Here is a 25399-nt window from a genome sequence, read left to right on the forward strand (position 1 = left end):
TAACCAAATGTGCGATACATAATAACAACGCAGCGGGCCGAAAAGGTCGGCTAACCTTTATGGCATTGATTTAACAGGCATCATGATTACGCGTCGACGCTTTATTTTCGGCACAGGAGCGCTTGCGCTCTCACTGGCTACCAGCAAACTGTTTGCCCGCGATGATATTATTCCCCTCTGGCCGGACGAACCGCCCGGCGGCGGCGGTCCGTCTGGCACCCTGCATGTTGATGCATGGGGTTCATGGTCCAATATTGTCAGCCCGGCGATTCAACGTTTCAGGCCAGAAAATCCCAACGGCGAAGCGGTATTAATCGCGGCCGGTGGCGGTTATCGCTGGATTGGCATGGGCCGCGAAGCCTGGCCCGTCGCGCACTGGTTAAATGCCAATGGTTATACCGCCTACGTGCTGAGCTATCGTTTGCCGCGCGAGAAATGGCAGGCGGGCAATCTTGCGCCCTTGCAGGATGCACAGCGTGCCCTGCGCCTGATACGATCGTTTGAACGTAAAGTGCATGTCTTAGGCTTTTCAGCCGGTGGACATTTACTGGGCATGGCGGCGGCGCGCCCGGAGTTTCAGTCATACACGCCCGTTGACAGGCTGGATCAGGAAGTGCCAAAAGCCGACAGCGTAGGGCTGATTTATCCGGTGATTACGCTGGAAGCGCCGTATCAACATACCAATACTCACCTGATGATGGTGGGCAACGACGCCAGCCCGCAGGAAGAAGCCAGTTGGTCCGTACAAAACTACGTGACGAATCTGTATCCGCCCACATTTCTGGCCCAGGCCGGCGACGATCACACCTCAAAACCCTTTAATACCCAGTTAATGCGTGACACCTGCCGTCGCAATCGTGTGCCAGTACAGCTGATCCAGCTTTCCAGCGGTGGACATGGTTTTGGACTGGGTAAAGCCGGTACGCCTGCCGCCCTGTGGGATCAGGCTTACGTGAAATGGCTGGAAAACCTGGGTCAGGGCACGTCACCCGTCAGGCACGCTGCCACCTCCGCCCTTTAGCCATTTTCTCTGCGGACTGACGTAAAAAAAGCCGGCATTCGCCGGCCTCGCGACAGTAGCGATTCTCAGGATTGAAGCGATACAGGTTAAAGCACGTGTGCAGGCAGGGGCCGCCTGTTAAAACTGATAAGTCAGGCCCATACCGATACTGTTTTTTGTCGTAATGCCGGTTGCACGCGTAAAGTCATTTTCTTTCAGCAAGTTAATGCGGTAATCCACATAGGTCAGCATGTTCTTGTTGAAATAGTAGTAGGTGCCCACCGCAATATATTTCTGCATAGTCTGGCTACCACCGGCAAAATTCCCCGCGCCCTGCAGGTTTTCGCCACGCTGTGTCACAAACCCAACAGAGGGACGCAAGCCGTTCAGGAACTGGTATTGCGCAATCGCCTCAAAGTTATGGGTTTTATCGGCGACCTGTGCCAGCTGTCCATAAGGTGTCACATCGTTGGCTTCACCGTACATGGCGGCCAGATAGATTTGGTTGGCATCATATTTCGCCGCCGTTACCCAGGCGGTCGCCTCGTCTCCCTGGCCGTCAGTTTGCTGAGTCAGGGTACGTTTTGCTTTCATGCCCGCGGCGGCAATGCTCAGGCCATCGGTGATGCTGTAGGTCAGACCGGCACCGTAGCCATCCCCGTTCGCCAGTTTGGCGGTTGAACGATCATTTTTCCCTTGGTACTGCAGGGTTAACTTTAATCCGCCCCAGTCCGGGGAGTGCCAGGTCGCAAGACCGGTCGAGCGTTTTGACAGGAAGTTATCGTTGGTGGTCATGGTGCCAGAACCGTAGATTGGCGCCATGTCTGTGTAGGCAGAGGCAATATACAGTGCGCCAAAGCTGCGACCATAATCGAATGAACCGAAGTCATCCAGCTTCAGACCGGCAAACCCCAACCGCGTGGCATTACCTGTTTGGGCGTCGGTGGCGCCTTCACTGTGATTCAACTGGAAATTATATTCCCATTGACCATAGCCGGTAAGCTTATCGTTAATTTGCGTCTGACCTTTAAAGCCCAGACGTGCATAAGAGTTGTCACCATCTTCCGCGATATTATCGGAAAACACATGGCGTGCATCGACTTTACCGTAGAGGTCGAGTTTATTACCGTCTTTATTATAAATTTCGGCGGAGCATGCAGAAAATGAAACCAGAAAACATATTGCATACGGCGCGACTGTTTTTATTTTGTTGTGCATATCATCTACCCTTATCTAGTCATTGAAGCGTGAGGATGTGACCGCGCAGGGCGGCATTTATTTCAACGTCACATTCGTTTTGTCGAATAGCGAAACAATAAAATTAATTATCTGGCCATAAATAACATGGCCATTTTTTATAATGGTTTTCCCTGGTGCCAGCCCGTCAGGCAGGTAATGCCTTATGGTTTTTTATTAAAATACTTTTTATTAAAATGCTAAGTCGGGTATATCGCTTAACACCGTTTGCGCGCCCGCGTCGATATATTTGCGGGCCAGTGCCGGGTCATTAATGGTGGCAATCGCGAACTCAATCCCTGAATGGGACAGGCGCTGCAGGTCATCGTCCGTGGCGAAGTCGCCCAGGAAATGCAGGATCTGGCAATCTGTTCTGGCGAGCAGCGCTGCAGGATCTTTCGGCGGCACGCACACCGCCAGTCCACGTGGGACGTCCGGCATAATCTTTGCAGCAACCTGTAACGAGAGTTCAGAGAAGCTGCTAATAAATAACTTCTTCTCGCCTGCGGGCCACAGCGACTTCAACTGGGTAATCGCAATCTCCGCCGTTTCAATTTCCTGTCCTGAGGTCGGCTTAATTTCCAGCTGCAGCCCGATGCCTTTATCCAGCACAAAGCCCACTGTTTCAGCCAGCGTGGGCACTTTGACGCCTTTAAAGATGTGACCGTAACGCACGCCAGCATCCAGCGAGCGGATCTCATCCAGCGTTAAGTTCGCCACATAACCTTTACCATTGGTGGTTCGGTCGACAGCATCATCATGAATAATGACCGGGTGCATATCTTTGGTCAGTTTGACATCCACCTCTATCCACGTTGCCCCGTGTTCAACGGCCGCCTGAAACGAAGGCAGCGTGTTTTCTGGCGCTAACAGGGGCGCGCCACGGTGGGCAATCAGGTGCGAGTTCACCACGCGCACAGGATGTTTTTTCTTCGACATTCTTCGCTTTACCTTCTGTTATGGGTGTGTCGCCGATCTACTTGAGTAAGACCTGATTAGAAAATTCTGTTCTGACTTCATCACCCAGCGGCTTAGGCATGAACTGGGTACCATGAATGCGCTCTTTGCTGTTGATTAGCCCGGCATCACGATTCACTTCTTTATTTTGCGGCGTGATGCCATAAACCTGCTGAAACAGCCGTTGGGTGGTGGGCAGCGTCAGCCAGTGTATAAACAGCAAGGCTGCGGCTTTGTGTTGTGCGTTTTTAGGAATGGCCACCATATTTCCGCCGCCGGGCATGCCGAAGTCAGGAATATAAAGTTTGATGGTTTTAGGGACTTCACCGTGGTTTTCTAAGCCCACCAGATAATCTTCCCAGGCCGGCACCAGCAGAAACTCGCCGCTGACCAGTCGGGTAACGCTGTCAGCGTTAGACGCGGTAATGATGTAATTGGGACGTTGCTGTTTGAACCAGTTCCAGGCGGGCTGGAGCGCCGTCAGGCTTTTTACATCGGCATCGCCTTTGGTAAAATCAAAACCCGGCACCAGCGTGCGAGTAACTGACTCAATAAACGCCGGACCCGACCCACCGTTTTCGACGTTAAAACCAAATTCCTGTGGATGACTTTGCAGGAAGGCCGTTATCTGCGGCAGGGTTCTGGGCAGCTCGCTTTCTTTCATGCGACGGGAATCATAAGCCAGGCCCGTCTGGTTGCCCCAAAACGCCACGCCATAGCCTTTGCTGTCGGTTCCCTCAATCGAATAATTTAGGGTTTTACCTTCAGGAAGTAATGTATTAATCGGACCAAAAAACGTCTGCTGTGGTGATACTGTACCGAAGGCGCCACCGCCAATGGAAAACAGATCGATATCGCCCGCTTCACGTCCGCGGTCAGCCATCAGTTTATTAATATTGCCCTGCAATGGGCCTTCAGAGAGCGTGACCTTAATGCCATACTGTTTTTCAAACAGGCTGACCTGTTCTTTTAAACGATCCTGGTAATACCAGTGATACCAGGTTAATGTCCCTTCTTTCTTAGCCTGCTCGACAATCTGTTGCCAGTTCATCGTGGTCAGATCCTGAGCCTGGCTACAGAAAGCCCCGGCCAGCAATAACATTGCGGCAAATAGTCTGAACATAATAGTCCCCAATAACGAGTGATAATGGCTGTCAGCCTTTTCCTGCAAAGGAGGCAACAGGGTTTTTAGTCAGTAATTTTTCTGCTATCAACATTAAAATGACATTTGGCACAACCAGCATTAAAGAAATAACCGCAGCATTGGGTCGGATAAAGTTGTAACCCAGATAGGAATACAGAATGGTCGGCACGGTAATAAAATCGGGTGAGCCGACAATAAAACTTATCGCGAATTCTTCTATTGATAACGTAAAGACGATAATTAATGCGGCAAATATTCCGGGCCGGATGGTGGGTAAACAAGCCACAATAAAACGATTAATAACAGAGGCGCCCATATCGCGTGCCGCATCGAGCGTGTCCTGGCGTATTTGAGAGAAAGAGATGGTCAGAATTCGCACGGCGTAGGGCATTAATATAATGGTATGTCCCAGCAAAATGCCGCCAAATCGGGTGTGGATGCCCGCGACGTTCAACAGCATGGAAAAAAACAGCGCGACGACAAACCCTGGTACGATCAGCGGCAGTAAAATCGCATTCTGTAACAGGTGCTTGCCGGAGAATGACATTCTGCCGAACGCCCACGCCGCAGGCAGGGCCAGCACCAGGGTGCAGATGGACACGGTTGCCGCCAGTAGATAGCTGTTCCTGAGTGCCTGAGGTAGCGCGGTCGTGGTCCATACCTCGACCCAACGGCCCAGCGAGAGAACGGGCGGCAGGGCATCTGGCCATGCCCAGGGATGGGTTTTGTCGACGAGTGACCACAGTACGGTCAACATAAAGGGAATAACCAGCCACAGCATAAACAGGGCGGTGATCAGGATCATCATGATGACCCGCAGCGGGGACAAGGTCTCTCTGGCTTGCATTATTTGTTTTCTCCGGCTTGTTGTAGCCATTTCGCCAGACCGGCAAGCACGACCGCACCGACAAAAGCCGCCAGCATTAAAATAACCGCGACAACCGCCGCAAGATTCCAGCCCTGGGCGCTGATTTCGGGGAAACGCAGCATGTATTGCGACAGGGAAAAGACGCTGGTCGGCCCTGCAACCACCTGAAATGAAAAGTCACCCAATGCGCCGATGAAAATCAGCACCAGCGACACCTGAACGGATTTAATGGATAAAGGCAGAATGATCTGTAACAGCCGGGCAGCGTTGCCGGCACCCAAATCTCGCGCGGCATCAAAGAGTTCATCACCAATGGCGCGCAGGCTGCCGGTAATAATCAGCAAGGCATAGGGAAGCTGTTTCCAGACCTGCAAAATAATCACGCCAATTCCCCAGCGGTCATTCTGCATCCTGATGGGGTGAGAGATGATCCCCAGTTTAAGCAACCCCAGGTTAATAAAGCCCTGCCAGGAGATCAGATTGATGAACAGCAGCGCGGCGACCAGTCCGTGCACCATCAGCGGGGCTTTCAGCAAGCCGCCCATCAGCATTGAGCCGGGAAAGGGCTTTCTCAGCCACAACGCCAACGGGAGCGCCAGCGCGACGGACAGAACGGCACTGATGACGCCAATCTTGAGTGAATAGCCTGTCGCGCGCCACAGCTGACTGTCGTTCAGGATGGTTTGCCAGTACTGAAGCGTGAAGTGGGCCGGAGCGCCAAAATTAAACAGGCCAACGGACTGCGCCAACGCCATGATGACAATCAGCACCAGCGTGAGCACCACCGGCGCGACGGCAGGCAGAACCAACAGCCAACACAGCCTGTTCCGGTTGCGCGTTTTCATGAACAGCTTTCCTGTAAAAAACGGATTCTGTCAGGCGCAATGGAGAAGTTAACCCGGTCACCTTCCTGTATGTGGTTTTTGCCGACCAACTGGATACACCACTGATATTCCGTTTCTTCATGCCCAATCGGATGGACCTGGAGTTCAGAAATATTGCCAAGAAAACTCACTGCACCGATCTCGAAAGCGCGGGTGTTTTTCCCCGTGCTGTGTTCGCTCAGCAGGGCATCCTCAGGACGCCAGAAGGTATAGACAGAGTCTGAGACGGGCGGCTGGTGACTGTGTATTTCCATTTCGCCCATGACACACGCAATACGATAAATACCCGTGCTGCTGTCCCCGTCCAGTACGCGGGCTTTCATGAAGTTAGCCTGACCGACAAACCCCGCGACAAAGCGGTTCACCGGCGAATAATAGATATCGTCAGGGGTGCCGGTTTGCTCAATCTTTCCCGCATTCATGACCACCACGACGTCAGACATCGACAGGGCTTCGGCACGATCGTGCGTGACATAGATAGCGGTAAAGCCATGTGAACGCTGTAGCTGTCGGATCTCCAACCGAACGCTGTCGCGTAATTTGGCATCCAGGTTCGACAGTGGCTCATCAAACAGAACGATTTCCGGCCGTACCGCCAGCGCTCTGGCCAGCGCAACGCGCTGCTGCTGACCGCCGGATAGCTGGGCAGGCAGCTTAGGCAAATGCGCATTGAGCGATACTTGAGAGGCGGTTTGCGCCACGCGCTGCTGGATGTCCGTTTTTGCCATCTTCATCTGCTTCAGGCCAAAACCGATATTTTCAGCAACGGAAAGGTGAGGAAAAAGCGCATAGGACTGAAAGCACATCGCCGTGTCGCGATGTTCAGGCTTAACATGATGCATGTCCTGTTGATGGATCAGCACGTCGCCACTATCAAGACTGTGAAAGCCGGCAATAACTTTAAGCAGCGTGGTTTTGCCACATCCAGATGGGCCAAGCAGGGAGACAAACTGCCCTTTTTTGGCCTGAAGTGAAATGCCGTTCAGTGCGACAAAATCGTCGAACGTCAGCATGGCATTATGGATCTCGAGTGTGTTCACGTATGGCTGCCCCGTCTTAGTCTGCATGTGTGCCTTGCAATTAATGCGATGTGCATAATAATTGTCGGATGTTAATTTAAGCAATTTCAGGCAGGTTAAGAATTCGTTAAGTTTTTAAAACCCATATTTAACATTGAGATAGGTTAATGCTTTGAGTTCTTACATTTAACGTGCTAACTATTTTAATGCGTAGTGGATAATATTGAGCGCAGAGGCAGTGTGGTATGGCTGAGTGGCAAAATTAAAAAAGAGGGCAGGACAGCGCCGAAACGCTGTCCTGAACGTGCAGTGATGAGATAAGCCGTGGGCAGTCTGTTTTTCAGGCGGGGGTAAAGCGGGGATGGGGGATAAACTGGGCAGAAAGGCGGTTCATTTCTGCGGTTCCGACACTGACATGCGTCATGCTTTTTTCCTGTGTACCGGCAAGGTGCGCTTCCAGGCCTGCCGCTTTACAGAGCGCATAACCCGCAGAAACGTCCCACATGCTGCTAAAACATTCCTGATAACCGTCCACATAACCGAGCACGCTAAAGGTTAAACCGATCGTGGCGCAACGATAGCGCACCACATTCCAGCCATCATCCCGGTAGGCTTTCTCAATGCAGAGCTGGTGAGTAAAATCCCATGAAGGACTGTCGCCAATGGCAACGGTTTTAAGCGCCTCAGCGATCACGGGCCGTTCAAAAGGCTCGCCATTCAGATAAACGCCCGCCTCTTTACCGCCGCTCACCATGATATTTAATGCTGGATGGATGATGACGCCGATTAGCGGCTCGCCGTTATGCACATAACCTATAGAAATGCCCCACAATGACGAGCCGCGTAAAAAATTGCTCGTACCGTCAATGGGGTCGACTGACCAGTAGCTGGCGCTGAGTTCGCCTCCCTGTTCTTCACCGATAACACGATCCTGGGGGAAATGCTGTTCCAGACGCTGGCGTATACGGTTTTCCACTTCCCGGTCTGCCTCACTGAAGACATCCTGTGGCCTTTTTTCGCAGATCGCTAATTCACTCAGCTGCCTGAAATAATCCAGGGCCAGTAGTGCAGCTTCTTGTGCGATGCGTTCAGCAACTTTTAAGCGCGTATCCATTGTTTACCTGATGCAAAGAGAAAGAAGAAGGGGATGTGCGACCCATCCGTTTATGTAGCATGAGTATAAATACGCCACATAAGGCATCGCCTTTAATATAATGCTTACTGCATGATATTAGAGTGTCTCTCTGTTAAGTTTCACTATTATGACGATTTTATGATCGAGGCATGTCAGTCAGAATCAGCCGCTATTCAGCACATTTTATTAAAACGTAAAGGCCATTCCCTTTACTATTCGTGATGCATAAAAGCATGCTAGGGTGTTAACAGAACCCATTATTAAATACGGTGAGGACAATGCTGTGGTTCATGGAAATTCAGGTCATCATGAAGTAGAACTTAATCGCAGTGAAAAACTTATTCTTGAACTTGTCCGCCGTAACGATGGGATTTCTCGCTCCTCTCTGGTTTCACAAACGATTCTGAATCAGTCTTCTGTGCACCGCATTGTTGATACGCTGACCGAAAATGGCTTTCTCAGCCTGGGGGAATCGCCGTCCCAGGGAAGAGGCAAGCCCAGTCCGTCATTATCGCTTAATGCGGACGCACGTTACGGCTATGGTATTTCAATTAATTCGGACAGCGTTGCCGCCAGCCTGATTAATTTTCGTGGCGGTATTACTGAATACAGCGTGCTGGATACGCATCCCCGCGATCCTGCCCGTACCTTACTGGATATCAAACACCACTATCTGGATACCTTAAAGCAACAGGGTATTTCGCCAGAAAAAGTGTGCGGTGTGGGATACAGCATGGCGGGCTTTCTTTATGACTCGCGTAAATATTTTAATCCGCCTGAACCGTTAAAAAGCTGGATGGGCATCGATCTGCGTCGTGAAATTACGGGGTTATTTGACCGCCCGGTATGGATTGAAAATAACGCCACCACGGCGGCGCACGCTGAGGCTTTTTTAGGTGCCGGGCTGAAATACGATACGTTTGGCTACCTCTCCTTTAATTACGGTTTTGGCGGCGGCATCGTGATCAACGGTAAACCGTTTCAGGGGGCTTTTGGTAATGCGGGGGAGATCAGCCGTATTTTTACGCCGGAAGAGGGCAAGCTGCGTCCTGCATTGGGGATCTTGATCGATCGACTACGCAGCGGCGGCATTGAAATTAAAGATATTCGCGATCTCAATCATCAATTCGATCCGGCATGGCCGATCGCTCAGCAGTGGGTGGAAGAGGTGACTCCGAATCTGCATCGGGCGATGGATGCGCTAAACGCGGTGATCGATCCCGGTGCCATTATATTAGGCGGAGAGATCCCCCGTAAGCTGGGAGAAATGTTTTTAGCCATGCCACGGGTGAGTTCGGGTAAACGCTGGGACATTTCTGCGGAATATCCGGATATCCTGCTGAGCGAGATCGAAGGGGACAGTTCGGCGCTGGGCGCGGCGTTAACGCCGTTGCGGGAAACCTATTTTAATTAAGGCCCTGACTCACTGCCCGTTTTGGGTCAGTGAGTCAGGGTAAGTCGCGAACGAATCAGGATTGCCCTGTTAACGCATCGTCACAAACTCTTCCGCTGCGGTCGGGTGAATCGCCACGGTATTATCGAAGTCTTTTTTGGTTGCGCCCATTTTCAACGCCACCGCAAAGCCCTGCAGCATCTCGTCCATTCCGCCACCGATACCGTGAATACCGACAATCTTCTCCTCCGGGCCGACGCAGACTAATTTCATGCGGCACGGCTGGCGATGTTGGGTGACTGCGGTGTACATCGCGGTAAAGGACGACTTGTAGACTTTAACCTGATCATCACCGTACTGTTCGCGCGCCTGCGGTTCCGTCAGGCCCACGGTGCCGATCGGCGGATGGCTGAATACCACGGTAGGAATGTTGCTGTAATCCAGATGCTCATCCGGTTTGTTATTAAACAAACGCTCAGACAGGCGACGACCTGCTGCCACGGCCACCGGGGTCAGCTCAACGGCACCGGTGTTATCGCCTACGGCATAAACGCCTGACACATTGGTGTTCTGGAATTTATCGACCTTGATATAACCTTTCTCATCCAGCGTAACGCCTGCCGCCTGGATATTCAGGCTGTCGGTTTCCGGTACACGACCAATGGCCCAAACCAGGCAATCGACGGTGTAGTCGCTGCCATCTTCCAGCTGTAACGTCAGACTGCCGTCGGCATTTTTTACCACCGCTTTTGGCGTCGCCTGAGTGTGCAGCGTCGGGCCTTCCGCGTTCATGACTTCAACCAGCGTCTCGGTGATGAGCGGATCAAAGCTGCGCAGCGGGGCATGTTTACGAACGAATAAATGGGTTTCGGAGCCGAGTGCGTTCACCACGCCCGCCAGTTCGACGGCGATATAACCGGCGCCAATCACCGCGGTGCGTTTTGGCAGCGCGTCCAGTTCAAAGAAACCGTCTGAATCAATTCCGTATTCCGCACCGGGGACAGAGGGATGGCCTGGACGTCCGCCGGTGGCGATCAAAATATGGTCGGCCGTAATGGTTTCGCCATTGACTTCAACGGTATGCGCATCGATAAAACGGGCAAAGCCGTGGATGACATCGACCTTATTTTTCCCCAGCACATTGTCGTATGATTGGTGAATACGGTCGATATAGGCGCTACGGTTTTTGACCAGCGTGCCCCAGTCGAAGCGGTTTACCGTGGTGTCAAAACCATAATCGGGGCCGTAAAGATGAATCGCCTCGGCGATTTGCGCGGCATGCCACATGACTTTTTTCGGCACACAGCCCACGTTGACGCAGGTTCCGCCCAGTGCTTTGGCTTCTATCAGGGCACATTTCTGGCCATAGCTTGCTGCACGGTTAATCGAGGCAATACCGCCGCTGCCGCCGCCGATGGCGAGATAGTCATAATGTCGGGTCATTGAAGTATCATCCGGTTACATGGAAATTGACATAGAGTGTAACGCCGCAGGGCAGGGTGTCGCAAAAATTGCGCCTATGATTGTAACAGGCCATTGTTTTCCACTACTTACAGAGAAGCATAGCATGCACCTGACTTTTCTTGGCACGGGCGGTGGCGCGCCGAGCTTGCAGCGTAACGTCACTGCCATTGCCTTTACCCATGCAGACAGTGGCGACACCTGGCTGTTTGACTGCGGTGAAGGGACACAGCTTCAGTTTATGCGCTCCGATCTTAAACCCGGCAAGCTCGATAAAATCTTTATTACGCATCTGCACGGTGACCATATTTTTGGTCTGCCCGGCCTGCTTACCAGCCGTTCAATGGCGGGACTTACCACGCCGATGACGGTTTATGGCCCCAAAGGCCTGAAAGCCTTTGTCGATAACGCTCTGTCTCTGTCCAGCTCGTACACCGACTATCCGCTGGAGGTGATTGAAATCGAGGCGGGCGAGGTGCTGGATGATGGCGAGTTTCGTGTTACGGCCTGGCCGATGAATCACACCATTGCCTGCTTTGGCTATCGTATTGAGCAGCGAGACAAGCCCGGCTTTCTGGATGCCGCACGTCTGAAGGCAGAAGGTGTGCCGCGTGGCCCGTGGTATCAACAGCTAAAGCTGGGGGACAGCATCACGCTGGAGGATGGTCGCACGGTTCATGGTGCTGAGTATTTAGGGCCGCCCACCAAAGGCAAAACGCTGGCGATTTTTGGCGATACCGCACCTACCGAGGTGGCGTTACAGCTGGCCGCGAATGTGGATGTGATGGTACACGAAACCACGCTGGAGGATGCACTGGCTGAAAAAGCCAACGGACGCGGTCACTCAACCACCGTGCAGGCCGCAAAAGTGGCAAAGCAGGCCGGTGCAAAACGGATGATCGCCACCCATTTCAGTTCGCGCTATCTTGCCAGAGATATGGCCCGTTTACTGGCCGAGTGCCAGGCCATCTTCCCTGAAACGGAGATGGCCCAGGACCTGGCGGTATTCAGGCTGTGATGGTCAGTGCGCCAGTGCCGGATAGGTAAAAAACAGCAGGTGGACCATATTGAGCGCAAAATGGCACGCCGTGGCCAGCCATAAGCGACCACTCCAGTGCCAGACCAGGCCATAAATCAGCCCGGCCAGCCCGGCAAAGACCATCAGCAGCACGCCGCCTGGCGCATGCGCCAGGCCAAACAGCAAGGCGGTGACCAGCAGGGCAACTGTGCTGCCCCATTTCTGGCGCAGGCGCTGCTGCAGGTAGCCGCGGAAAAATGCTTCTTCAGCCAGCGACACAAAAAACAGGTTTGCCAGGGCAAAGGCCCCCAGCCAGTCAGGAACGTGTCGCTCAAACGCCAGGCCACCCAGCCATACCGCGCTGACTAACAGCAGTGGAATCGCCGCTACGGGCAGCAGCCATAACACAGGCGTGCGCGGTGGGTGCGCCTCGGCTTTAAACAGCGTTGGCATACAGGCCAGCAGCAAGAAAGGAATCAGGGCTTTATCGAAATTAAATGAAAAAGAGAAGGGCAGGCTGTGCGCGCCAGCCCGAACGGCATCAATCTGGCGTGGGTTGTTGAAGCCAGGAATAAGATGCAGCATTAGCGCGAGGGCAATCAACACCAGAAGCGCCTCGCTGATGCTCTGCCACACTTGGCTCCGACGGTCGTAAATACGAAACGCGACCAGTGCGGCAACAGCAGCAAAAACGAGGGTAACAGGCCAGTCGAGAACGTTCTGGTAAACCCCCAGCGCCGTTGCCAGTGCCAGTAATAACAGTGAGAGGCGTTTCGCCGGTTGCAGGGCAGCCAGTGCACCTGCCAGGATGATCCACATAAAAATGACCTGAGATATAACGCCGCTGCACCAGAAGCGGCGGCGCTAATCTGAGAAGGGCGTTATTCCGGTACGATCTGGTTTACGCTGAAATGGCCTGTACCGGTTGGCACCAGTTTCTGGTGCAACCACGGCAGCAATGTATTCATCTGATCGGCCAGTTTCCACGGTGGATTGATCACAATCATCCCGGAAGCCGTCATACCGCGCTGATCGCTGTCAGGACGCACGGCCAGCTCAATTTGCAGGATATTACGAATGTTGGTTGCCTGCAGATCGCGCAGCATATGTTTGATTTGCTGACGCATAACCACCGGATACCACAGGGCAAAAACGCCCGTGCCAAAGCGCTTGTGGCCTTCCTGAATGCCTTTGACGACCGCCTGATAATCGCTCTTCATTTCGTATGGGGGATCGATCAGTACCAGACCACGACGTGACAACGGCGGCAGCTTTGACTTTAACTGCTGATAACCATCGGCCTTTTCAACGCGCGCGCGGCTGTCTTTACTGAATTCGGTTCGCAGCAGGGGGTAATCACTGGAGTGCAGTTCGGTAAGCTGAAGCTTATCCTCTGGACGCAGCAAATGACGGGCGATCAGCGGCGAGCCCGGATAGTAACGCAGCGTACCGCTCCGGTTCAGGGCATGAATGGCATCAAAATAAGGTTGCAGCAATGCGGGCGCATCCGGCTGCTGCCAGACGCGGCCAATGCCTTCCAGATATTCGCCGGTACGCTCTGCATGCTCGCCGCTCAGTTGATAACGGCCTGCACCGGCATGGGTATCAAGATAGAGAAAGGGTTTTTCTTTCTCTTTCAGGGCGGTGATGATGAGGCTTTGTACGGTGTGCTTAAGCACATCGGCATGGTTGCCGGCGTGAAAACTGTGGCGATAACTCAGCATAAAAAAGGGGATGTCCGCGGTTGAAGCTAAAAATGATAACGTTGGCCCGATTATAACGACAGACAGGAATAATTGCTGGCATTTCGCGCGCAGCCGTGGTCCGCGCGTCCTGCCTGCGCTGTTCAGTCCGCTTTACACTCAAATCAGGATGCTGACACAGGCTGTTAACATCTGTTAACCATGCCGCGACAGGAAAGTGATAGCCTGCGTTGTCCTCAGCTATGCTTGATCTCATCGTCTGTAGGATCATAATCCGCGCCATTGTTTACATCACGACAAGTCGCGCCATTGATTTTCGCGGTATCCGACCGCATGTTAATTGAATTGCGTTGCGCGACTCATCGCGCCCCACACATTGTTAAAGGACTGCGCTATGACCAATCCGTTACTCACCTCGTTCACACTTCCCCCGTTTTCAGCGATTAAGCCTGAACATGTGGTGCCCGCCGTGACCGACGTTTTGAATGAATGCCGTGCAATGGTGGAAAAAGTAGTGGCGCAAGGCGCACCTTACACCTGGGACAATCTGGTACAGCCGCTGGCGGAGACCGACGATCGCCTGAGCCGGATTTTTTCGCCGGTCAGCCATCTGAACTCGGTCAAAAACAGCCCGGAACTGCGCGAAGCCTATGAACAAACGTTGCCGCTGCTTTCTGAATACAGCACCTGGGTTGGCCAGCACGAAGGTCTTTATCAGGCCTACCGCAATCTGAAAGAAGGCAGTCACTATGCTTCGCTGGATCAGGCAAAGCAGAAAGCCGTCGATAACGCCCTGCGTGATTTTGAGCTTTCCGGTATTGGTCTGGAAAAAGACAAGCAGAAACGCTACGGCGAAATTGCGGCCCGCCTTTCCGAGCTGGGTTCGGCCTACAGTAACAACGTGCTTGATGCCACAATGGGCTGGAGCAAGCTGATTACGGACGAAAGCGAGCTGGCCGGCATGCCGGAAAGCGCGCTGGCCGCAGCCAAAGCCCAGGCGGAAGCCAAAGGGCAGGAAGGCTGGTTGCTGACGCTGGATATCCCGAGCTATCTGCCGGTGATGACCTACTGCGATAATGCCGCTCTGCGTGAAGAGATGTACCGCGCCTATTCGACCCGTGCCTCCGATCAAGGCCCTAACGCGGGTAAATGGGATAACGGTCCGATTATGGCGGAAGAGCTGGCGCTGCGGCACGAGCTGGCGCAACTGCTGGGCTTCGACTCCTTCGCGGATAAATCCCTGGCCACCAAGATGGCACAGAGCCCGGCACAGGTGATCGATTTCCTGAACGATCTGGCCGATCGCGCCCGTCCACAGGGTGAGAAAGAGCTGGCTCAGCTGCGCGCTTTTGCACAAAAAGCGTTTGGCGTAGAAACCATGAACCCATGGGATCTCAGCTACTACGGCGAAAAGCAGAAGCAGCATCTTTATACCATCAGCGATGAGCAGCTGCGCCCTTACTTCCCGGAATCTCGTGCAGTGTCCGGCCTGTTTGAAGTGGTGAAGCGCATTTACGGTATTACCGCCAAAGAGCGCACTGACGTCGATGTTTACCATCCGGATGTCCGCTTCTTTGATTTGTTCGATGAAAGCGGCGAGCTGCGCGGCAGTTTCTACCTCGACCTCTATGCTCGCGAGCACAAACGCGGCGGTGCATGGATGGACGACTGCGTTGGACAAATGCGTAAAGCGGACGGCAGCCTGCAAAAACCGGTGGCTTACCTCACCTGTAACTTCAATCGTCCGGTAAGTGGTAAGCCTGCGCTGTTTACGCATGACGAAGTGATCACGCTGTTCCATGAGTTCGGTCACGGCCTGCACCATATGCTGACGCGCATTGAAGCGGCAGGCGTTTCCGGCATCAACGGTGTGCCCTGGGATGCTGTTGAGCTGCCAAGCCAGTTCATGGAAAACTGGTGCTGGGAGCCAGAAGCACTGGCGTTTATTTCGGGTCACTACGAAACCGGTGAGCCGCTGCCCAAAGCGCTGCTGGATAAAATGCTGGCGGCGAAAAACTACCAGGCGGCGCTGTTTATTCTGCGTCAGCTGGAGTTCGGCCTGTTCGACTTCCGCCTGCATACCGAGTTCAACCCGGAAAAAGGTGCACAGATTCTGGAAACCCTGCGTGAGGTGAAAAGCAAAGTGGCCGTCGTGCCCAGCCCGGAATGGGGCCGCTTCCCTAATGCCTTCAGCCATATCTTTGCCGGAGGTTATGCGGCAGGCTATTACAGCTACCTGTGGGCCGACGTGCTGGCGGCGGATGCCTATTCGCGCTTTGAAGAAGAAGGGATTTTCAACCGGGAAACCGGGCAGTCCTTCCTCGACAACATTCTGACGCGCGGCGGTTCAGAAGAGCCGATGGAACTGTTTAAACGCTTCCGCGGTCGTGAACCACAGCTGGATGCCATGCTGGAACACTACGGTATTCAGGGATAAGCCGTACGTGAAAATCTGTTTACTTGATGAGACAGGCGCCGGTGACGGCGCCTTAACTGTTTTAGCCGCGCGCTGGCAACTGACGCACTGTGAAGACGCGACGCTGGCGCTGGTCAAAACCGCCACACATCTTGAACTGCGTAAACGGGATGAGCCTAAACTGGGCGGTATCTTCGTGGATTTTGTCTCTGGCGCGATGGCGCACCGTCGCCGTTTTGGTGGCGGCCGCGGGGAAGCGGTAGCCAAAGCGGTCGGGATAAAAGGCGATTATCTGCCCGATGTCGTGGATGCCACCGCCGGATTAGGCCGGGATGCTTTTGTGCTGGCTGCGCTCGGTTGCCGGGTACGGATGCTGGAGCGTCATCCGGTGGTCGCCGCACTGCTCGATGATGGACTCACGCGCGGTTATCAGGATGCAGAGATTGGCGACTGGCTGCGTGAGCGCCTGACGCTGATTCATGCCTCCAGCGTTCAGGCCTTAACCGATATCACCCTGCAGCCGGATGTGGTTTATCTCGACCCGATGTATCCCCATCGGCAAAAAAGCGCCATGGTGAAAAAAGAGATGCGGGTCTTTCAGTCGCTGGTTGGGGCGGATGAGGACGCTGATGCTCTGTTGGCACCGGCTCGCCGTCTGGCAAAGAAACGTATCGTGGTGAAACGCCCGGATTACGCGCCACCGCTGGCAGGGGTTGTTACGCAGTCTGCGGTGCTTACCAAAAGTCACCGCTTCGATATCTATCCGCCACTGGCTGAATAGCGGGGTTTGTGAAGCCGGTGGGCACGTCAGCCGCACCGGCTTAACGCAGGCGAATTATTCTTCCTCTTCGTCGCGCAGCGGCACAATCAGCATGTCGATATGCACCGTATTGATCAACTGGCGGGCAGACGACATCAGTTTGCTCCAGAAGTCCTGATGATGACCGCACACCACCATGTCCACATCGTATTTCTTAATCGCATCCACCAGCACCTGACCGAGATCGCCACTGCCGCTCAGGGTTTCGGTGATAGGATAGCCCGCGGCATCCGACAGGCTTTTAAGCGCCTGATGTGTCTCTTCAGAAATCCGCTTTTGCATATCGCCCAGGTTGACATCAATCAGGCCGGTGTAGAGATCAGAGTAATTTACATCGACATGAATCAACGAAATTTTTGCGTCATAAGGACGCGCGAGCGAGACAGCTTTATCGACTAACAACTGGCTTTCTGGCGAAAGATCGACTGCAATCAGGATATGTTTGTAAGCCATGATATAACTCCTTCCACGAGATTCAGAATGGCAGCGGTTTCCAGACGCGTCATAGCTGCGAAATCCATTGCGCGAACGGGCGATGCGCGCCACCGAAATGGTTAACGTACAGCACAGGCGATAATGTTGTTATACCTGAAAGTATAGTCATCTGTGTTAACAAATGCGTCTGAAGCCGTCTGGGTTGTGAATAAGATCAATGATGAACGATTTTTACTCGTATAAAACGAAAATCCTTGCTGGTAAAAAATTGAACATTGCTCCTAAACTGAAAAAGCAGCCTTCGTCACATTGCTGCGTCTGTTCAGATATTTCAAAAATAAAACTACAAATCATTTAATGGGGTTGTTGGCTAATTCTGCAGGGACTGTTCAGCAGGGTGCGCGTTCAGCACTTTTCTGCAGTGCCGGTAAGGAGGGGTAGATGATCAGCACTATCGCGCTTTTTTGGGCTCTCTGTGTGGTATGTATTGTGAATATGGCGCGCTATTTCTCTTCGTTGCGTGCGCTGTTGGTAGTTTTGCGTGGCTGCGATCCGTTGCTGTATCAGTACGTTGACGGCGCAGGGTTTTTCACCGCCCATGGTCAGCCCGGCAAGCAGGTCAGGCTGGTGCGCTATATCTGGGCAAGACGCTATCTTGATCATCATGATGACGAATTTATTCGCCGGTGTGAGCGGGTGAGAGGCTTGTTTATGTTGGCCAGTTCGCTGTGCGGATTAGTGGTGATCAGCCTGATTGCGCTGGCCATCTGGCATTAAAAAGGGCGACCGAAGTCGCCCTGATTTGCCGCTGTCTCAGATGAGCTTGAGCGCGATCCAGTAGAGCGAACCCGACAACAAAATACAGACCGGCAGCGTAAATACCCACGCCATGGCGATGTTTTTGATGGTTTTGCTCTGCAATCCACCGCCGTCTACCAGCATTGTACCGGCAACGGAAGAGGACAGGATATGCGTGGTGGAGACCGGCATGCCGGTGTAGCTGGCAATGCCTATCGATACGGCGGCTGTTACCTGCGCGGACATGCCCTGCGCATAGGTCATGCCTTTCTTACCAATTTTCTCACCGATGGTGGTGGCAACACGACGCCAGCCAATCATGGTGCCGATGCCTAAAGCCAGCGCAACCGCCATGATAATCCATACCGGCGCGTACTCAACGGTGTTCAGTAGATCGCCTTTGAGCTTGCCAAGGAAGCGTTTATCGTCAGCGGAGGTTTCCGGCAGCTTCGCCGCTTTATCGGCGGTGTCGGAAATACACAGCAACAGGCGGCGCATCTGACTACGCTGATCGACGGACAGATCGCCATAGCTTTGCAGATTGTTCAGCAACACCTGAGCACGCTGCACGGCCTGCAGCGCACGCGCGCTGTCGCAATGAAACTCGGTTGACGTTGCCGGGGCGACTTCTTCTGGCGTGGGCAGTTTAGGCGGGGCCATCTGGATGATGTGGGTCAATGACGCCTGATGCTGTTGGTAATATTGCTCAAGGTGGTTAACCGCATCGCGCGTGCGCGTGATGTCGTAACCCGATGAATTCATATTGACCACAAAGCCTGCTGGCGCAACGCCAATCAGAACCAGCATGATCAGGCCAATCCCCTTTTGCCCGTCGTTTGCACCGTGTGAATAGCTGACGCCAATGGCGGAGATAATCAGGGCGGTACGCGTCCAGAAAGGCGGCTTTTTCTTGCCATCAATTTTCTCCCGGTCTGCGGGCGTCATATGAATACGCGCACGCTTCTTGGTGTTACTCCAGTAACGGCGAAGAAGAAAGATTAAGCTGCCCGCAATCACCAGGCCGACGATGGGAGAAAGGATCAGAGACAGGAAGATATTCAGCACTTTAGGAATGTTAAGCGCATCGACGACCGAGGTGCCGTTCATTAATGCATTGGTCAGGCCGATGCCGATAATCGCGCCGATTAAGGTGTGGGAACTGGAAGCCGGAAGCCCCAAATACCAGGTGCCCAGGTTCCAGATAATCGCCGCCAGCAGCATGGAAAACACCATGGCGAGACCGTGAGCCGAGCCAACATTCAGCAGCAGATCGGTAGGCAGCATATGCACGATAGCGTAAGCCACGCTTAATCCGCCGAGCAATACACCAAAGAAGTTGAAAACCCCCGCCATCAAAACGGCAAGCTGAGCACGCATGGCACGGGTGTAGATGACCGTCGCAACCGCGTTGGCCGTATCATGAAAGCCGTTAATTGCTTCGTAAAACAATACAAACAGCAGAGCAAGTATCAGTAACAGGCCGGTGCTAAGATCTAGACCAGCAAACAGATGTAGCATAGACGTTACGCCATTTTGGAGGACATGAACGCGGCGCATTATCCGCGACAACATGCGGTCTGGGAAAGGAAAATATAGTCATGATTTGGACTAAAAATGTCAATTAACCCGGTTAACAGGTACAAAGTCCATATAAATTAACCAGTTACATTGTGACATATTTACGGCAAAATTTTGACACTGGCATCCACAGGAGCAGATCACTACAATCTGCCCCTCTCTTACCAGGTGGGCAATTGCAGTGGAACAGTTTGACGTTATCGTAATTGGGGCAGGCGCTGCCGGGCTTTTTTGTGCTGCGCAGGCAGGACAGCGTGGTCGCCGTGTATTACTGCTGGATAACGGCAAGAAGCCGGGCCGCAAGATTTTGATGTCCGGCGGCGGGCGCTGCAATTTCACCAATCTCTACACTGAACCCGCCGCCTATCTGTCGAATAATCCCCACTTTTGTAAGTCGGCCCTTGCGCGCTATACCCAATGGGATTTTATCGATCTGGTGAATCGTCACGGCATTGCCTGGCATGAGAAAACCCTGGGACAGCTGTTCTGCGATGATTCTGCCCAGCAGATGGTGGATTTATTAATCGCAGAGTGTGACAACGGTGGCGTCACCGTTCGCCTGCGCAGCGACATTCTGAGCGTATCCCGGGATGACGCGGGCTACCATCTGCAGCTCAACGGCAGCGCGGTGCAGGCAGAGAAGCTGGTGATTGCCAGCGGCGGGCTTTCCATGCCGGGCCTGGGCGCATCGCCGTTCGGCTATAAAATTGCTGAGCAGTTTGGGCTTAGTGTGTTGCCAACGCGCGCGGCGTTGGTGCCTTTTACCCTGCACAAACCGCTATTAGACCAACTGCAGACGCTGTCTGGCGTCGCGCTGGATACGACCATTGCGGCAAAGGACGGCACGCTATTTAAAGAGGCGATGCTGTTCACCCATCGCGGTCTGTCCGGCCCGGCAGTGTTGCAGATTTCCAGCTACTGGCAGCCCGGCGAGTTCCTCACGGTGGATCTCTCTCCGGCCACCCGTCTGGATGATTTTTTGACGATTCAGCGAGAGGCGCATCCGAATCTGAGCCTGAAAAACAGCCTGGCCAAAATTCTGCCTAAGCGCCTGGTCGAAGTCTTGCAGGAAATGAAAGTCGTGCCGGATGTCACGCTGAAGCAACTCAATAGCAAACAGCAGACAGAACTGGTGCAGACGCTGCACGGCTGGCAGGTGCAGCCTAACGGCACGGAAGGTTACCGCACCGCCGAAGTCACCCTCGGCGGCGTTGACACAACTCAGCTTTCATCCAAAACCATGGAAGCGCGCGACGTGCCGGGGCTCTATTTCATCGGCGAGGTGGTCGATGTGACCGGCTGGCTGGGGGGATACAATTTCCAGTGGGCCTGGAGTTCGGCCTGGGCTTGCGCCCAGGCTCTGTAACATCACCACAAACCGCGCGGCTCAGGCATAGCGCGACACGGCATAGTCCGCATGGGCAATCGCCGGCGGTTTGCCTGAAATCACATCACTCAACAGCTGGCCGGAGCCGCAGGCCATCGTCCAGCCCAGCGTGCCGTGCCCGGTATTCAGCCACAGGTTGGTGAAATGCGTCGGACCAACGATGGGCGTGCCGTCCGGCGTCATTGGGCGTAATCCGGTCCAGAAGGTTGCCTGACTCACCTGTCCGCCCTGTGGAAAGAGATCGTTGACGACCATCTCCAGCGTTTGCCGCCGGGCGGGCAGCAGGGTTTTGCTGTATCCCACGATTTCCGCCATACCGCCCACGCGAATACGATTATCAAAACGCGTAATAGCAATTTTATAGGTTTCATCCAGCACCGTGGATACCGGTGCGCCGGACGCATCGACAATCGGAATCGTCAGTGAATAGCCTTTTAGTGGGTAAACCGGAACAGACAGCAGCGGCCGGAGCAATTGCGTGGAGTAGGAGCCCAAAGCCATGACGTATCCGTCCGCCGTCAGCGTTTCAGCGCCACAAACAATCCCGCTTATCCTGTCTCCCTGTGTCAGCAGCGCATCGACGTTGGTGTGATAACGGAAGTCGACGCCAGCCTTGCGCGCCCTCGCCGCAAGCTGCTGGGTAAATAACTGGCAATCTCCGGTTTCGTCATTAGGCAGTCGCAGCCCGCCGGTCAGCTTATGCTTAACCGCCGCCAGCGCCGGTTCAACCTCGGCCAGTTGTGAGGCTTCCAGCAGTTGATAAGGAACGCCGGCGTCTTGTAACACGGCGATATCGCGTGCCGCATTGTCAAACTGCTGAGCGGTGCGAAACAGCTGCAGCGTGCCTCCCTGACGTCCTTCATATTCAATGCCCGTGCTGGCCCGCAGTGCTCTGATGCAGTCGCGGCTGTACTCTGCCAGCCTGACCATCCTGGCCTTATTTTCGGCATAGCTTTGCGGATTGCAGTTTTTCAGCATTTGCATCATCCAGGCGAGCTGAAAGCGGGAGCCGTCCGGACGCACGGAAAGGGGCGCGTGGCGTTGTACCATCCACTTCACTGCCTTTAAGGGGACACCCGGCGCGGCCCAGGGCGCGGCGTAACCCGGGGAGATCTGCCCGGCATTGGCGGCGCTGGTGTCTAATGCCGGACCGGCTTCTTTTTCAATCACGGTCACCTGATGCCCGGCCTGTTGCAGATACCAGGCGGTTGTCACGCCCACGACACCACTACCGAGTACAATAATTTTCATCTTGATATTTATCCTGAACGCGTTATCGCTCAACCGCGCTGGCATTGTCCGCGCGGTCTGTGTTCGGTATGGCTTAGGCCTGGATGGGGTTTTGCGCCTGCCAACATCTCACCGCACTGCCTTTTTCCTGTAATAACAGTGGCTGGGGCGACTCGCAGCCGCGTGTTGCCTGTGGACAGCGATCGCGAAAATAGCATCCCGTCGGCAGGTGACGGTTACCCGGTAGCTCGGTGTTGGTCGGCGCGCCGTCCAGCGCCGCGCCGATGCGTGGTACCGACTCCATCAGTAACTGGGTATAAGGATGCTGGGGCGCATCCAGAACACGCTGTGTTTCGCCCAGCTCCACAATCTGCCCCAGATACATGACCGCGACGCGATCGCTCATATGGCGCACCACCGACACGTTATGCGAGATCAGGATGTAGGTGAGGTTTTGCTGTTTTTGCAGGTCCACCAGCAGATTCAGAATCTGCGCCTGAACAGAAATATCCAGCGCGGAGGTCGGTTCATCCAGGACGATAATATCGGGTTCGGATGACAGGGCCCGGGCGATGGCGATGCGCTGACGCTGCCCGCCGGAAAACGCATGCGGCGGCCGGTCCAGGTATTCGGGACGAATACCGACCTGGTTTGCCAGTGATTCCGCCAACGCCCGCCGCGCTTTTTCTGACGGACGCGACTGAATCCACACCGGCTCGGTGATGATGCGCCACACGGGCAGGCGAGGATCAAGGGAAAAGAGGGGGTCCTGAAACACCATCTGCATACGACGTCCCCGATGACCGGCGGGGGCCGTTGCCAGTTCAAGCTGGCCTGAGGTCGGACTCAGCATGCCCATCAACAGTTTCGCCAGGGTGCTTTTCCCACAGCCGGATTCGCCAACAATCCCCAGTGTTTCGCCCTGTCGGACCTGAATATCCAGGCCATTCAGCGCATGAACCCGTTCCGTTACTTTGCCGCGCCAGTTCTTTTTGGCAGGGAAGGTGACATGCACGTTTTGCAGCGTAAGCAGAGCATCAGACATGACGCGTCTCCTGTTGTGGATACCAGCACGCGACCTGCTGGGCGGTGTCGCCTGTGGCATGAAGTCGCGGCGGGTTGCTGCAGCGTTCTCCCGCCGCAAAACAGCGCTCGCGAAAGGCACAGCCTGCGGGCAAGCAGGCCAGATTGGGTACGGTTCCGGAAATTGATGCCAGCGGCGCACGCGGTTCAATGGCGTCCGGCGAGCAGGCCAGCAGGCCGATGGAATAGGGATGGCACGGTGAACGCAGGACGGTGTCAGTCACGCCGCTTTCAATGACGGCCCCGGCATACATGACGTAAATCCGATCGCACAGTTGGGAAACCACAGCCATATCATGGCTGATAAACAGCACGGCGGTGCCGGTCGCTTCGGCTTTTTGTTTCAGCAGGCGCAGCACCTGGCGCTGAACGGTAACGTCCAGCGCGGTTGTGGGTTCATCCGCAATCAGCAGGTCAGGCTCACAGGAAAAAGCCAGGGCAATCATGACGCGCTGACGCATTCCGCCTGAAAGTTCAAAAGGATAGCGCTCCATGACGTTCTTCGCGTCCGCGATTTGCATATCGCCCAGTAGTGTAAGCGCGCGGGCTTTTGCTTCACGGGCAGACAGAGGACGATGCTGACGAATCACATCCACCATCTGTTTGCCGATGCGACGGGTCGGATTCAGGGCGGTCATGGGCTCCTGAAAAATCATGGCAACGCGATTACCGCGCAGCTTGCGCATGTCGACTTCACTGGCGGCAAGCACATCCTGCCCAGCCAGCTCCAGCTTGCCGCTCTTGATGTGATAGCTGTGTTCTGGAATCAGCCGCATCGCCAGCATGGCGGTGACGGATTTTCCCGAACCCGATTCGCCAACCACGCCCACAATTTCGCCACGATTGATGTGCATCGATACGCTGTTCAGCACGTTCACCTCTCCCTGAAAAACCGGGAAACTCAGCCGTAGATCCTCAATCGTCAGGATTCTCTCTTGCATCAGTTACGTCCTCCCGCTTTCGGATCCAGCAGGTCCTGGATGCCATCGCCAAACAGATTGAATCCCACGGCCGTGATTAAAATCGCGGCCCCGGGAAAGGTGCAGTACCACCACTGATCCAGAACGTAGTTGCGGCCGTTAGCCACCATCGCGCCCCATTCCGCTGTGGGTTGCTGAGCGCCCAGGCCAATAAAACCCAACGTAGCCGCCATCAAAATCGCGCTGCCAATATCCAGCGAGGCCTGCACCACCAGCGGCGGCAGGGCATTGCGCAGGATATGCCAGCTAATCAGGTGCCAGCGCGAGGCACCAAAGGTTTTTGCCGCTTCCACGAAGGTATGCTGCCTGACGATTAACGTTTGACCCCGCGCCAGCCGGACATAAAAGGGGATGCGCACAATGGCGATAGCCAGCATGGCGTTAAACAGGCTCGGCCCCAACGCCGCAGCCAGCGCCATGGTCAGTACCAGCGAAGGAATCGACAGCATGATGTCCATCAGGCGCATAATCATCGCATCGCTGCGACCGCCTAACACACCGGACAGGCAGCCCAGTAACGACCCGCTTATGCCTGCCAGCAGCACGACAGCCAGTCCTGCCGCCACCGACTGTTGGCTGCCGACCAGTACCCGGCTGAACAAGTCCCGGCCCACTTCATCAGTACCGAACCAGTGCGCGGCACTGGGTGCCTGGAGGCGATCGGTCAAACTGATGGCATTGGGATCGTGGGGGACAATCCAGGGTGAAAACACCATTAACCCCAGCATCAGAATGATGATGGCGGCTCCCAGCAGCGTCAGCGGGCTTTTGCTCAGCATCCACAGGCGGCGTTTCCAGGCGAACAGGCCGGGTTTGACCTGACGCACGGCAGGCTGTTCTTGCGTTATCATCAT

At 54.3% G+C, this 25399-nt stretch carries 23 protein-coding genes; 7 read left to right on the forward strand and 16 right to left on the reverse strand.

Translation table 11 applies throughout. The features are described 5' to 3' along the window. Positions 1–82 precede the first annotated feature (82 nt). Positions 83–1021 (forward strand): alpha/beta hydrolase, encoded by a 939-nt coding sequence (locus QNH99_RS01365; protein WP_063877611.1) that lies wholly within the window; start codon positions 83–85, stop codon positions 1019–1021. Between the two features lie 117 nt (positions 1022–1138). Here the strand turns inward: QNH99_RS01365 and QNH99_RS01370 are convergent, their stop codons facing one another. From QNH99_RS01370 to QNH99_RS01400, 7 genes are all read right to left on the reverse strand, one after another. Beyond that, positions 1139–2218 carry a porin gene (locus tag QNH99_RS01370; RefSeq protein ID WP_410517218.1) on the reverse strand — a complete coding sequence of 360 codons (1080 nt, stop codon included), beginning with the start codon at positions 2216–2218 and terminating at the stop codon, positions 1139–1141. 210 nt (positions 2219–2428) lie between these two features. Next, a complete protein-coding gene (locus QNH99_RS01375; protein WP_063877609.1) occupies positions 2429–3175 on the reverse strand; it encodes a glycerophosphodiester phosphodiesterase family protein in 747 nt (248 codons plus the stop codon). Positions 3176–3212: 37 nt separating this feature from the next. Continuing rightward, a complete protein-coding gene (locus QNH99_RS01380; protein ID WP_063877608.1) occupies positions 3213–4316 on the reverse strand; it encodes an extracellular solute-binding protein in 1104 nt (367 codons plus the stop codon). A 31-nt stretch (positions 4317–4347) separates the two neighbouring features. Beyond that, entirely contained in the window at positions 4348–5184 is an 837-nt protein-coding gene (locus QNH99_RS01385; RefSeq protein ID WP_096012707.1) for an ABC transporter permease, read from the reverse strand. After that, positions 5184–6050 (reverse strand): ABC transporter permease, encoded by an 867-nt coding sequence (locus QNH99_RS01390; RefSeq protein ID WP_063877606.1) that lies wholly within the window; start codon positions 6048–6050, stop codon positions 5184–5186. Before QNH99_RS01390 ends, QNH99_RS01385 begins: the two co-directional genes overlap by 1 nt. Then, positions 6047–7102 (reverse strand): ABC transporter ATP-binding protein, encoded by a 1056-nt coding sequence (locus QNH99_RS01395; RefSeq protein ID WP_371872037.1) that lies wholly within the window; start codon positions 7100–7102, stop codon positions 6047–6049. The genes QNH99_RS01390 and QNH99_RS01395 overlap by 4 nt, the downstream gene beginning before the upstream one ends. 346 nt (positions 7103–7448) lie before the next feature. Next, on the reverse strand, positions 7449–8222 hold the full coding sequence (locus tag QNH99_RS01400) for an inositol monophosphatase family protein (RefSeq protein ID WP_096012706.1): 774 nt from the start codon (positions 8220–8222) through the stop codon (positions 7449–7451). 304 nt (positions 8223–8526) lie between these two features. Here QNH99_RS01400 and QNH99_RS01405 point away from each other — a divergent pair, with 304 nt between their 5' ends. After that, entirely contained in the window at positions 8527–9657 is a 1131-nt protein-coding gene (locus tag QNH99_RS01405; protein ID WP_241568202.1) for an ROK family transcriptional regulator, read from the forward strand. A gap of 69 nt (positions 9658–9726) precedes the next feature. Here QNH99_RS01405 and gorA read toward each other — a convergent pair whose 3' ends face one another. Beyond that, positions 9727–11079: a glutathione-disulfide reductase gene (gene gorA, locus QNH99_RS01410; RefSeq protein ID WP_096012700.1), complete on the reverse strand. Its 1353-nt coding sequence runs from the start codon at positions 11077–11079 to the stop codon at positions 9727–9729. Between the two features lie 124 nt (positions 11080–11203). Here gorA and rnz point away from each other — a divergent pair, with 124 nt between their 5' ends. Further along, a complete protein-coding gene (gene rnz, locus QNH99_RS01415) occupies positions 11204–12115 on the forward strand; it encodes a ribonuclease Z (RefSeq protein ID WP_096012699.1) in 912 nt (303 codons plus the stop codon). Positions 12116–12118: 3 nt separating this feature from the next. Here rnz and QNH99_RS01420 read toward each other — a convergent pair whose 3' ends face one another. Both QNH99_RS01420 and QNH99_RS01425 read right to left on the reverse strand, forming a co-directional pair. After that, positions 12119–12934, reverse strand: a complete 816-nt coding sequence (locus tag QNH99_RS01420) for a CPBP family intramembrane glutamic endopeptidase (protein ID WP_109717840.1) — start codon at positions 12932–12934, stop codon at positions 12119–12121. A gap of 62 nt (positions 12935–12996) precedes the next feature. Continuing rightward, positions 12997–13839 (reverse strand): 23S rRNA (adenine(2030)-N(6))-methyltransferase RlmJ, encoded by an 843-nt coding sequence (locus QNH99_RS01425; RefSeq protein WP_063877600.1) that lies wholly within the window; start codon positions 13837–13839, stop codon positions 12997–12999. 373 nt (positions 13840–14212) lie between these two features. Here QNH99_RS01425 and prlC point away from each other — a divergent pair, with 373 nt between their 5' ends. Beyond that, positions 14213–16255, forward strand: coding sequence for an oligopeptidase A (gene prlC / locus QNH99_RS01430; protein WP_410517219.1), 2043 nt, complete (start codon positions 14213–14215; stop codon positions 16253–16255). 7 nt (positions 16256–16262) lie between these two features. Beyond that, positions 16263–17015: a 16S rRNA (guanine(1516)-N(2))-methyltransferase RsmJ gene (gene rsmJ / locus QNH99_RS01435; RefSeq protein WP_283355498.1), complete on the forward strand. Its 753-nt coding sequence runs from the start codon at positions 16263–16265 to the stop codon at positions 17013–17015. 54 nt (positions 17016–17069) lie between these two features. Here the strand turns inward: rsmJ and uspA are convergent, their stop codons facing one another. Beyond that, positions 17070–17507: a universal stress protein UspA gene (uspA, locus tag QNH99_RS01440; RefSeq protein WP_063877597.1), complete on the reverse strand. Its 438-nt coding sequence runs from the start codon at positions 17505–17507 to the stop codon at positions 17070–17072. A gap of 423 nt (positions 17508–17930) precedes the next feature. Between uspA and uspB the strand changes: the two genes are divergently transcribed. Next, positions 17931–18266, forward strand: a complete 336-nt coding sequence (gene uspB / locus QNH99_RS01445; RefSeq protein ID WP_063877596.1) for a universal stress protein UspB — start codon at positions 17931–17933, stop codon at positions 18264–18266. 36 nt (positions 18267–18302) lie between these two features. On the opposite strand, the gene pitA is transcribed toward uspB, so the two are convergent. Beyond that, positions 18303–19805: an inorganic phosphate transporter PitA gene (gene pitA, locus QNH99_RS01450; RefSeq protein WP_063877595.1), complete on the reverse strand. Its 1503-nt coding sequence runs from the start codon at positions 19803–19805 to the stop codon at positions 18303–18305. A gap of 241 nt (positions 19806–20046) precedes the next feature. On the opposite strand from pitA, the gene QNH99_RS01455 reads away from it, so the two are divergent. Next, on the forward strand, positions 20047–21231 hold the full coding sequence (locus QNH99_RS01455) for an NAD(P)/FAD-dependent oxidoreductase (RefSeq protein ID WP_241568198.1): 1185 nt from the start codon (positions 20047–20049) through the stop codon (positions 21229–21231). A gap of 21 nt (positions 21232–21252) precedes the next feature. Here QNH99_RS01455 and QNH99_RS01460 read toward each other — a convergent pair whose 3' ends face one another. From QNH99_RS01460 to ddpC, 4 genes are all read right to left on the reverse strand, one after another. After that, entirely contained in the window at positions 21253–22503 is a 1251-nt protein-coding gene (locus QNH99_RS01460; protein WP_410517220.1) for a D-amino acid dehydrogenase, read from the reverse strand. Between the two features lie 73 nt (positions 22504–22576). Further along, on the reverse strand, positions 22577–23527 hold the full coding sequence (locus QNH99_RS01465) for an ABC transporter ATP-binding protein (protein ID WP_410517221.1): 951 nt from the start codon (positions 23525–23527) through the stop codon (positions 22577–22579). After that, positions 23520–24506 carry an ABC transporter ATP-binding protein gene (locus QNH99_RS01470; protein ID WP_063877590.1) on the reverse strand — a complete coding sequence of 329 codons (987 nt, stop codon included), beginning with the start codon at positions 24504–24506 and terminating at the stop codon, positions 23520–23522. The genes QNH99_RS01465 and QNH99_RS01470 overlap by 8 nt, the downstream gene beginning before the upstream one ends. Then, positions 24506–25399 (reverse strand): D,D-dipeptide ABC transporter permease, encoded by an 894-nt coding sequence (gene ddpC, locus QNH99_RS01475; protein WP_063877589.1) that lies wholly within the window; start codon positions 25397–25399, stop codon positions 24506–24508. Before ddpC ends, QNH99_RS01470 begins: the two co-directional genes overlap by 1 nt.

Origin of the sequence: Pantoea allii (assembly GCF_046529425.1) — a bacterium.
Taxonomy (GTDB): domain Bacteria; phylum Pseudomonadota; class Gammaproteobacteria; order Enterobacterales; family Enterobacteriaceae; genus Pantoea; species Pantoea allii.

Coding starts and splice junctions, on each gene's coding strand:
- QNH99_RS01365 (WP_063877611.1), top strand. CDS start 83: ATGATTACGCGTCGACGCTTTATTTTCGGCACAGGAGCGCTTGCGCTC.
- QNH99_RS01370 (WP_410517218.1), bottom strand. CDS start 2,218: ATGCACAACAAAATAAAAACAGTCGCGCCGTATGCAATATGTTTTCTG.
- QNH99_RS01375 (WP_063877609.1), bottom strand. CDS start 3,175: ATGTCGAAGAAAAAACATCCTGTGCGCGTGGTGAACTCGCACCTGATT.
- QNH99_RS01380 (WP_063877608.1), bottom strand. CDS start 4,316: ATGTTCAGACTATTTGCCGCAATGTTATTGCTGGCCGGGGCTTTCTGT.
- QNH99_RS01385 (WP_096012707.1), bottom strand. CDS start 5,184: ATGCAAGCCAGAGAGACCTTGTCCCCGCTGCGGGTCATCATGATGATC.
- QNH99_RS01390 (WP_063877606.1), bottom strand. CDS start 6,050: ATGAAAACGCGCAACCGGAACAGGCTGTGTTGGCTGTTGGTTCTGCCT.
- QNH99_RS01395 (WP_371872037.1), bottom strand. CDS start 7,102: ATGCTGACGTTCGACGATTTTGTCGCACTGAACGGCATTTCACTTCAG.
- QNH99_RS01400 (WP_096012706.1), bottom strand. CDS start 8,222: ATGGATACGCGCTTAAAAGTTGCTGAACGCATCGCACAAGAAGCTGCA.
- gorA (WP_096012700.1), bottom strand. CDS start 11,079: ATGACCCGACATTATGACTATCTCGCCATCGGCGGCGGCAGCGGCGGT.
- rnz (WP_096012699.1), top strand. CDS start 11,204: ATGCACCTGACTTTTCTTGGCACGGGCGGTGGCGCGCCGAGCTTGCAG.
- QNH99_RS01420 (WP_109717840.1), bottom strand. CDS start 12,934: ATGTGGATCATCCTGGCAGGTGCACTGGCTGCCCTGCAACCGGCGAAA.
- QNH99_RS01425 (WP_063877600.1), bottom strand. CDS start 13,839: ATGCTGAGTTATCGCCACAGTTTTCACGCCGGCAACCATGCCGATGTG.
- prlC (WP_410517219.1), top strand. CDS start 14,213: ATGACCAATCCGTTACTCACCTCGTTCACACTTCCCCCGTTTTCAGCG.
- uspA (WP_063877597.1), bottom strand. CDS start 17,507: ATGGCTTACAAACATATCCTGATTGCAGTCGATCTTTCGCCAGAAAGC.
- uspB (WP_063877596.1), top strand. CDS start 17,931: ATGATCAGCACTATCGCGCTTTTTTGGGCTCTCTGTGTGGTATGTATT.
- pitA (WP_063877595.1), bottom strand. CDS start 19,805: ATGCTACATCTGTTTGCTGGTCTAGATCTTAGCACCGGCCTGTTACTG.
- QNH99_RS01460 (WP_410517220.1), bottom strand. CDS start 22,503: ATGAAAATTATTGTACTCGGTAGTGGTGTCGTGGGCGTGACAACCGCC.
- QNH99_RS01465 (WP_410517221.1), bottom strand. CDS start 23,527: ATGTCTGATGCTCTGCTTACGCTGCAAAACGTGCATGTCACCTTCCCT.
- QNH99_RS01470 (WP_063877590.1), bottom strand. CDS start 24,506: ATGCAAGAGAGAATCCTGACGATTGAGGATCTACGGCTGAGTTTCCCG.
- ddpC (WP_063877589.1), bottom strand. CDS start 25,399: ATGATGATAACGCAAGAACAGCCTGCCGTGCGTCAGGTCAAACCCGGC.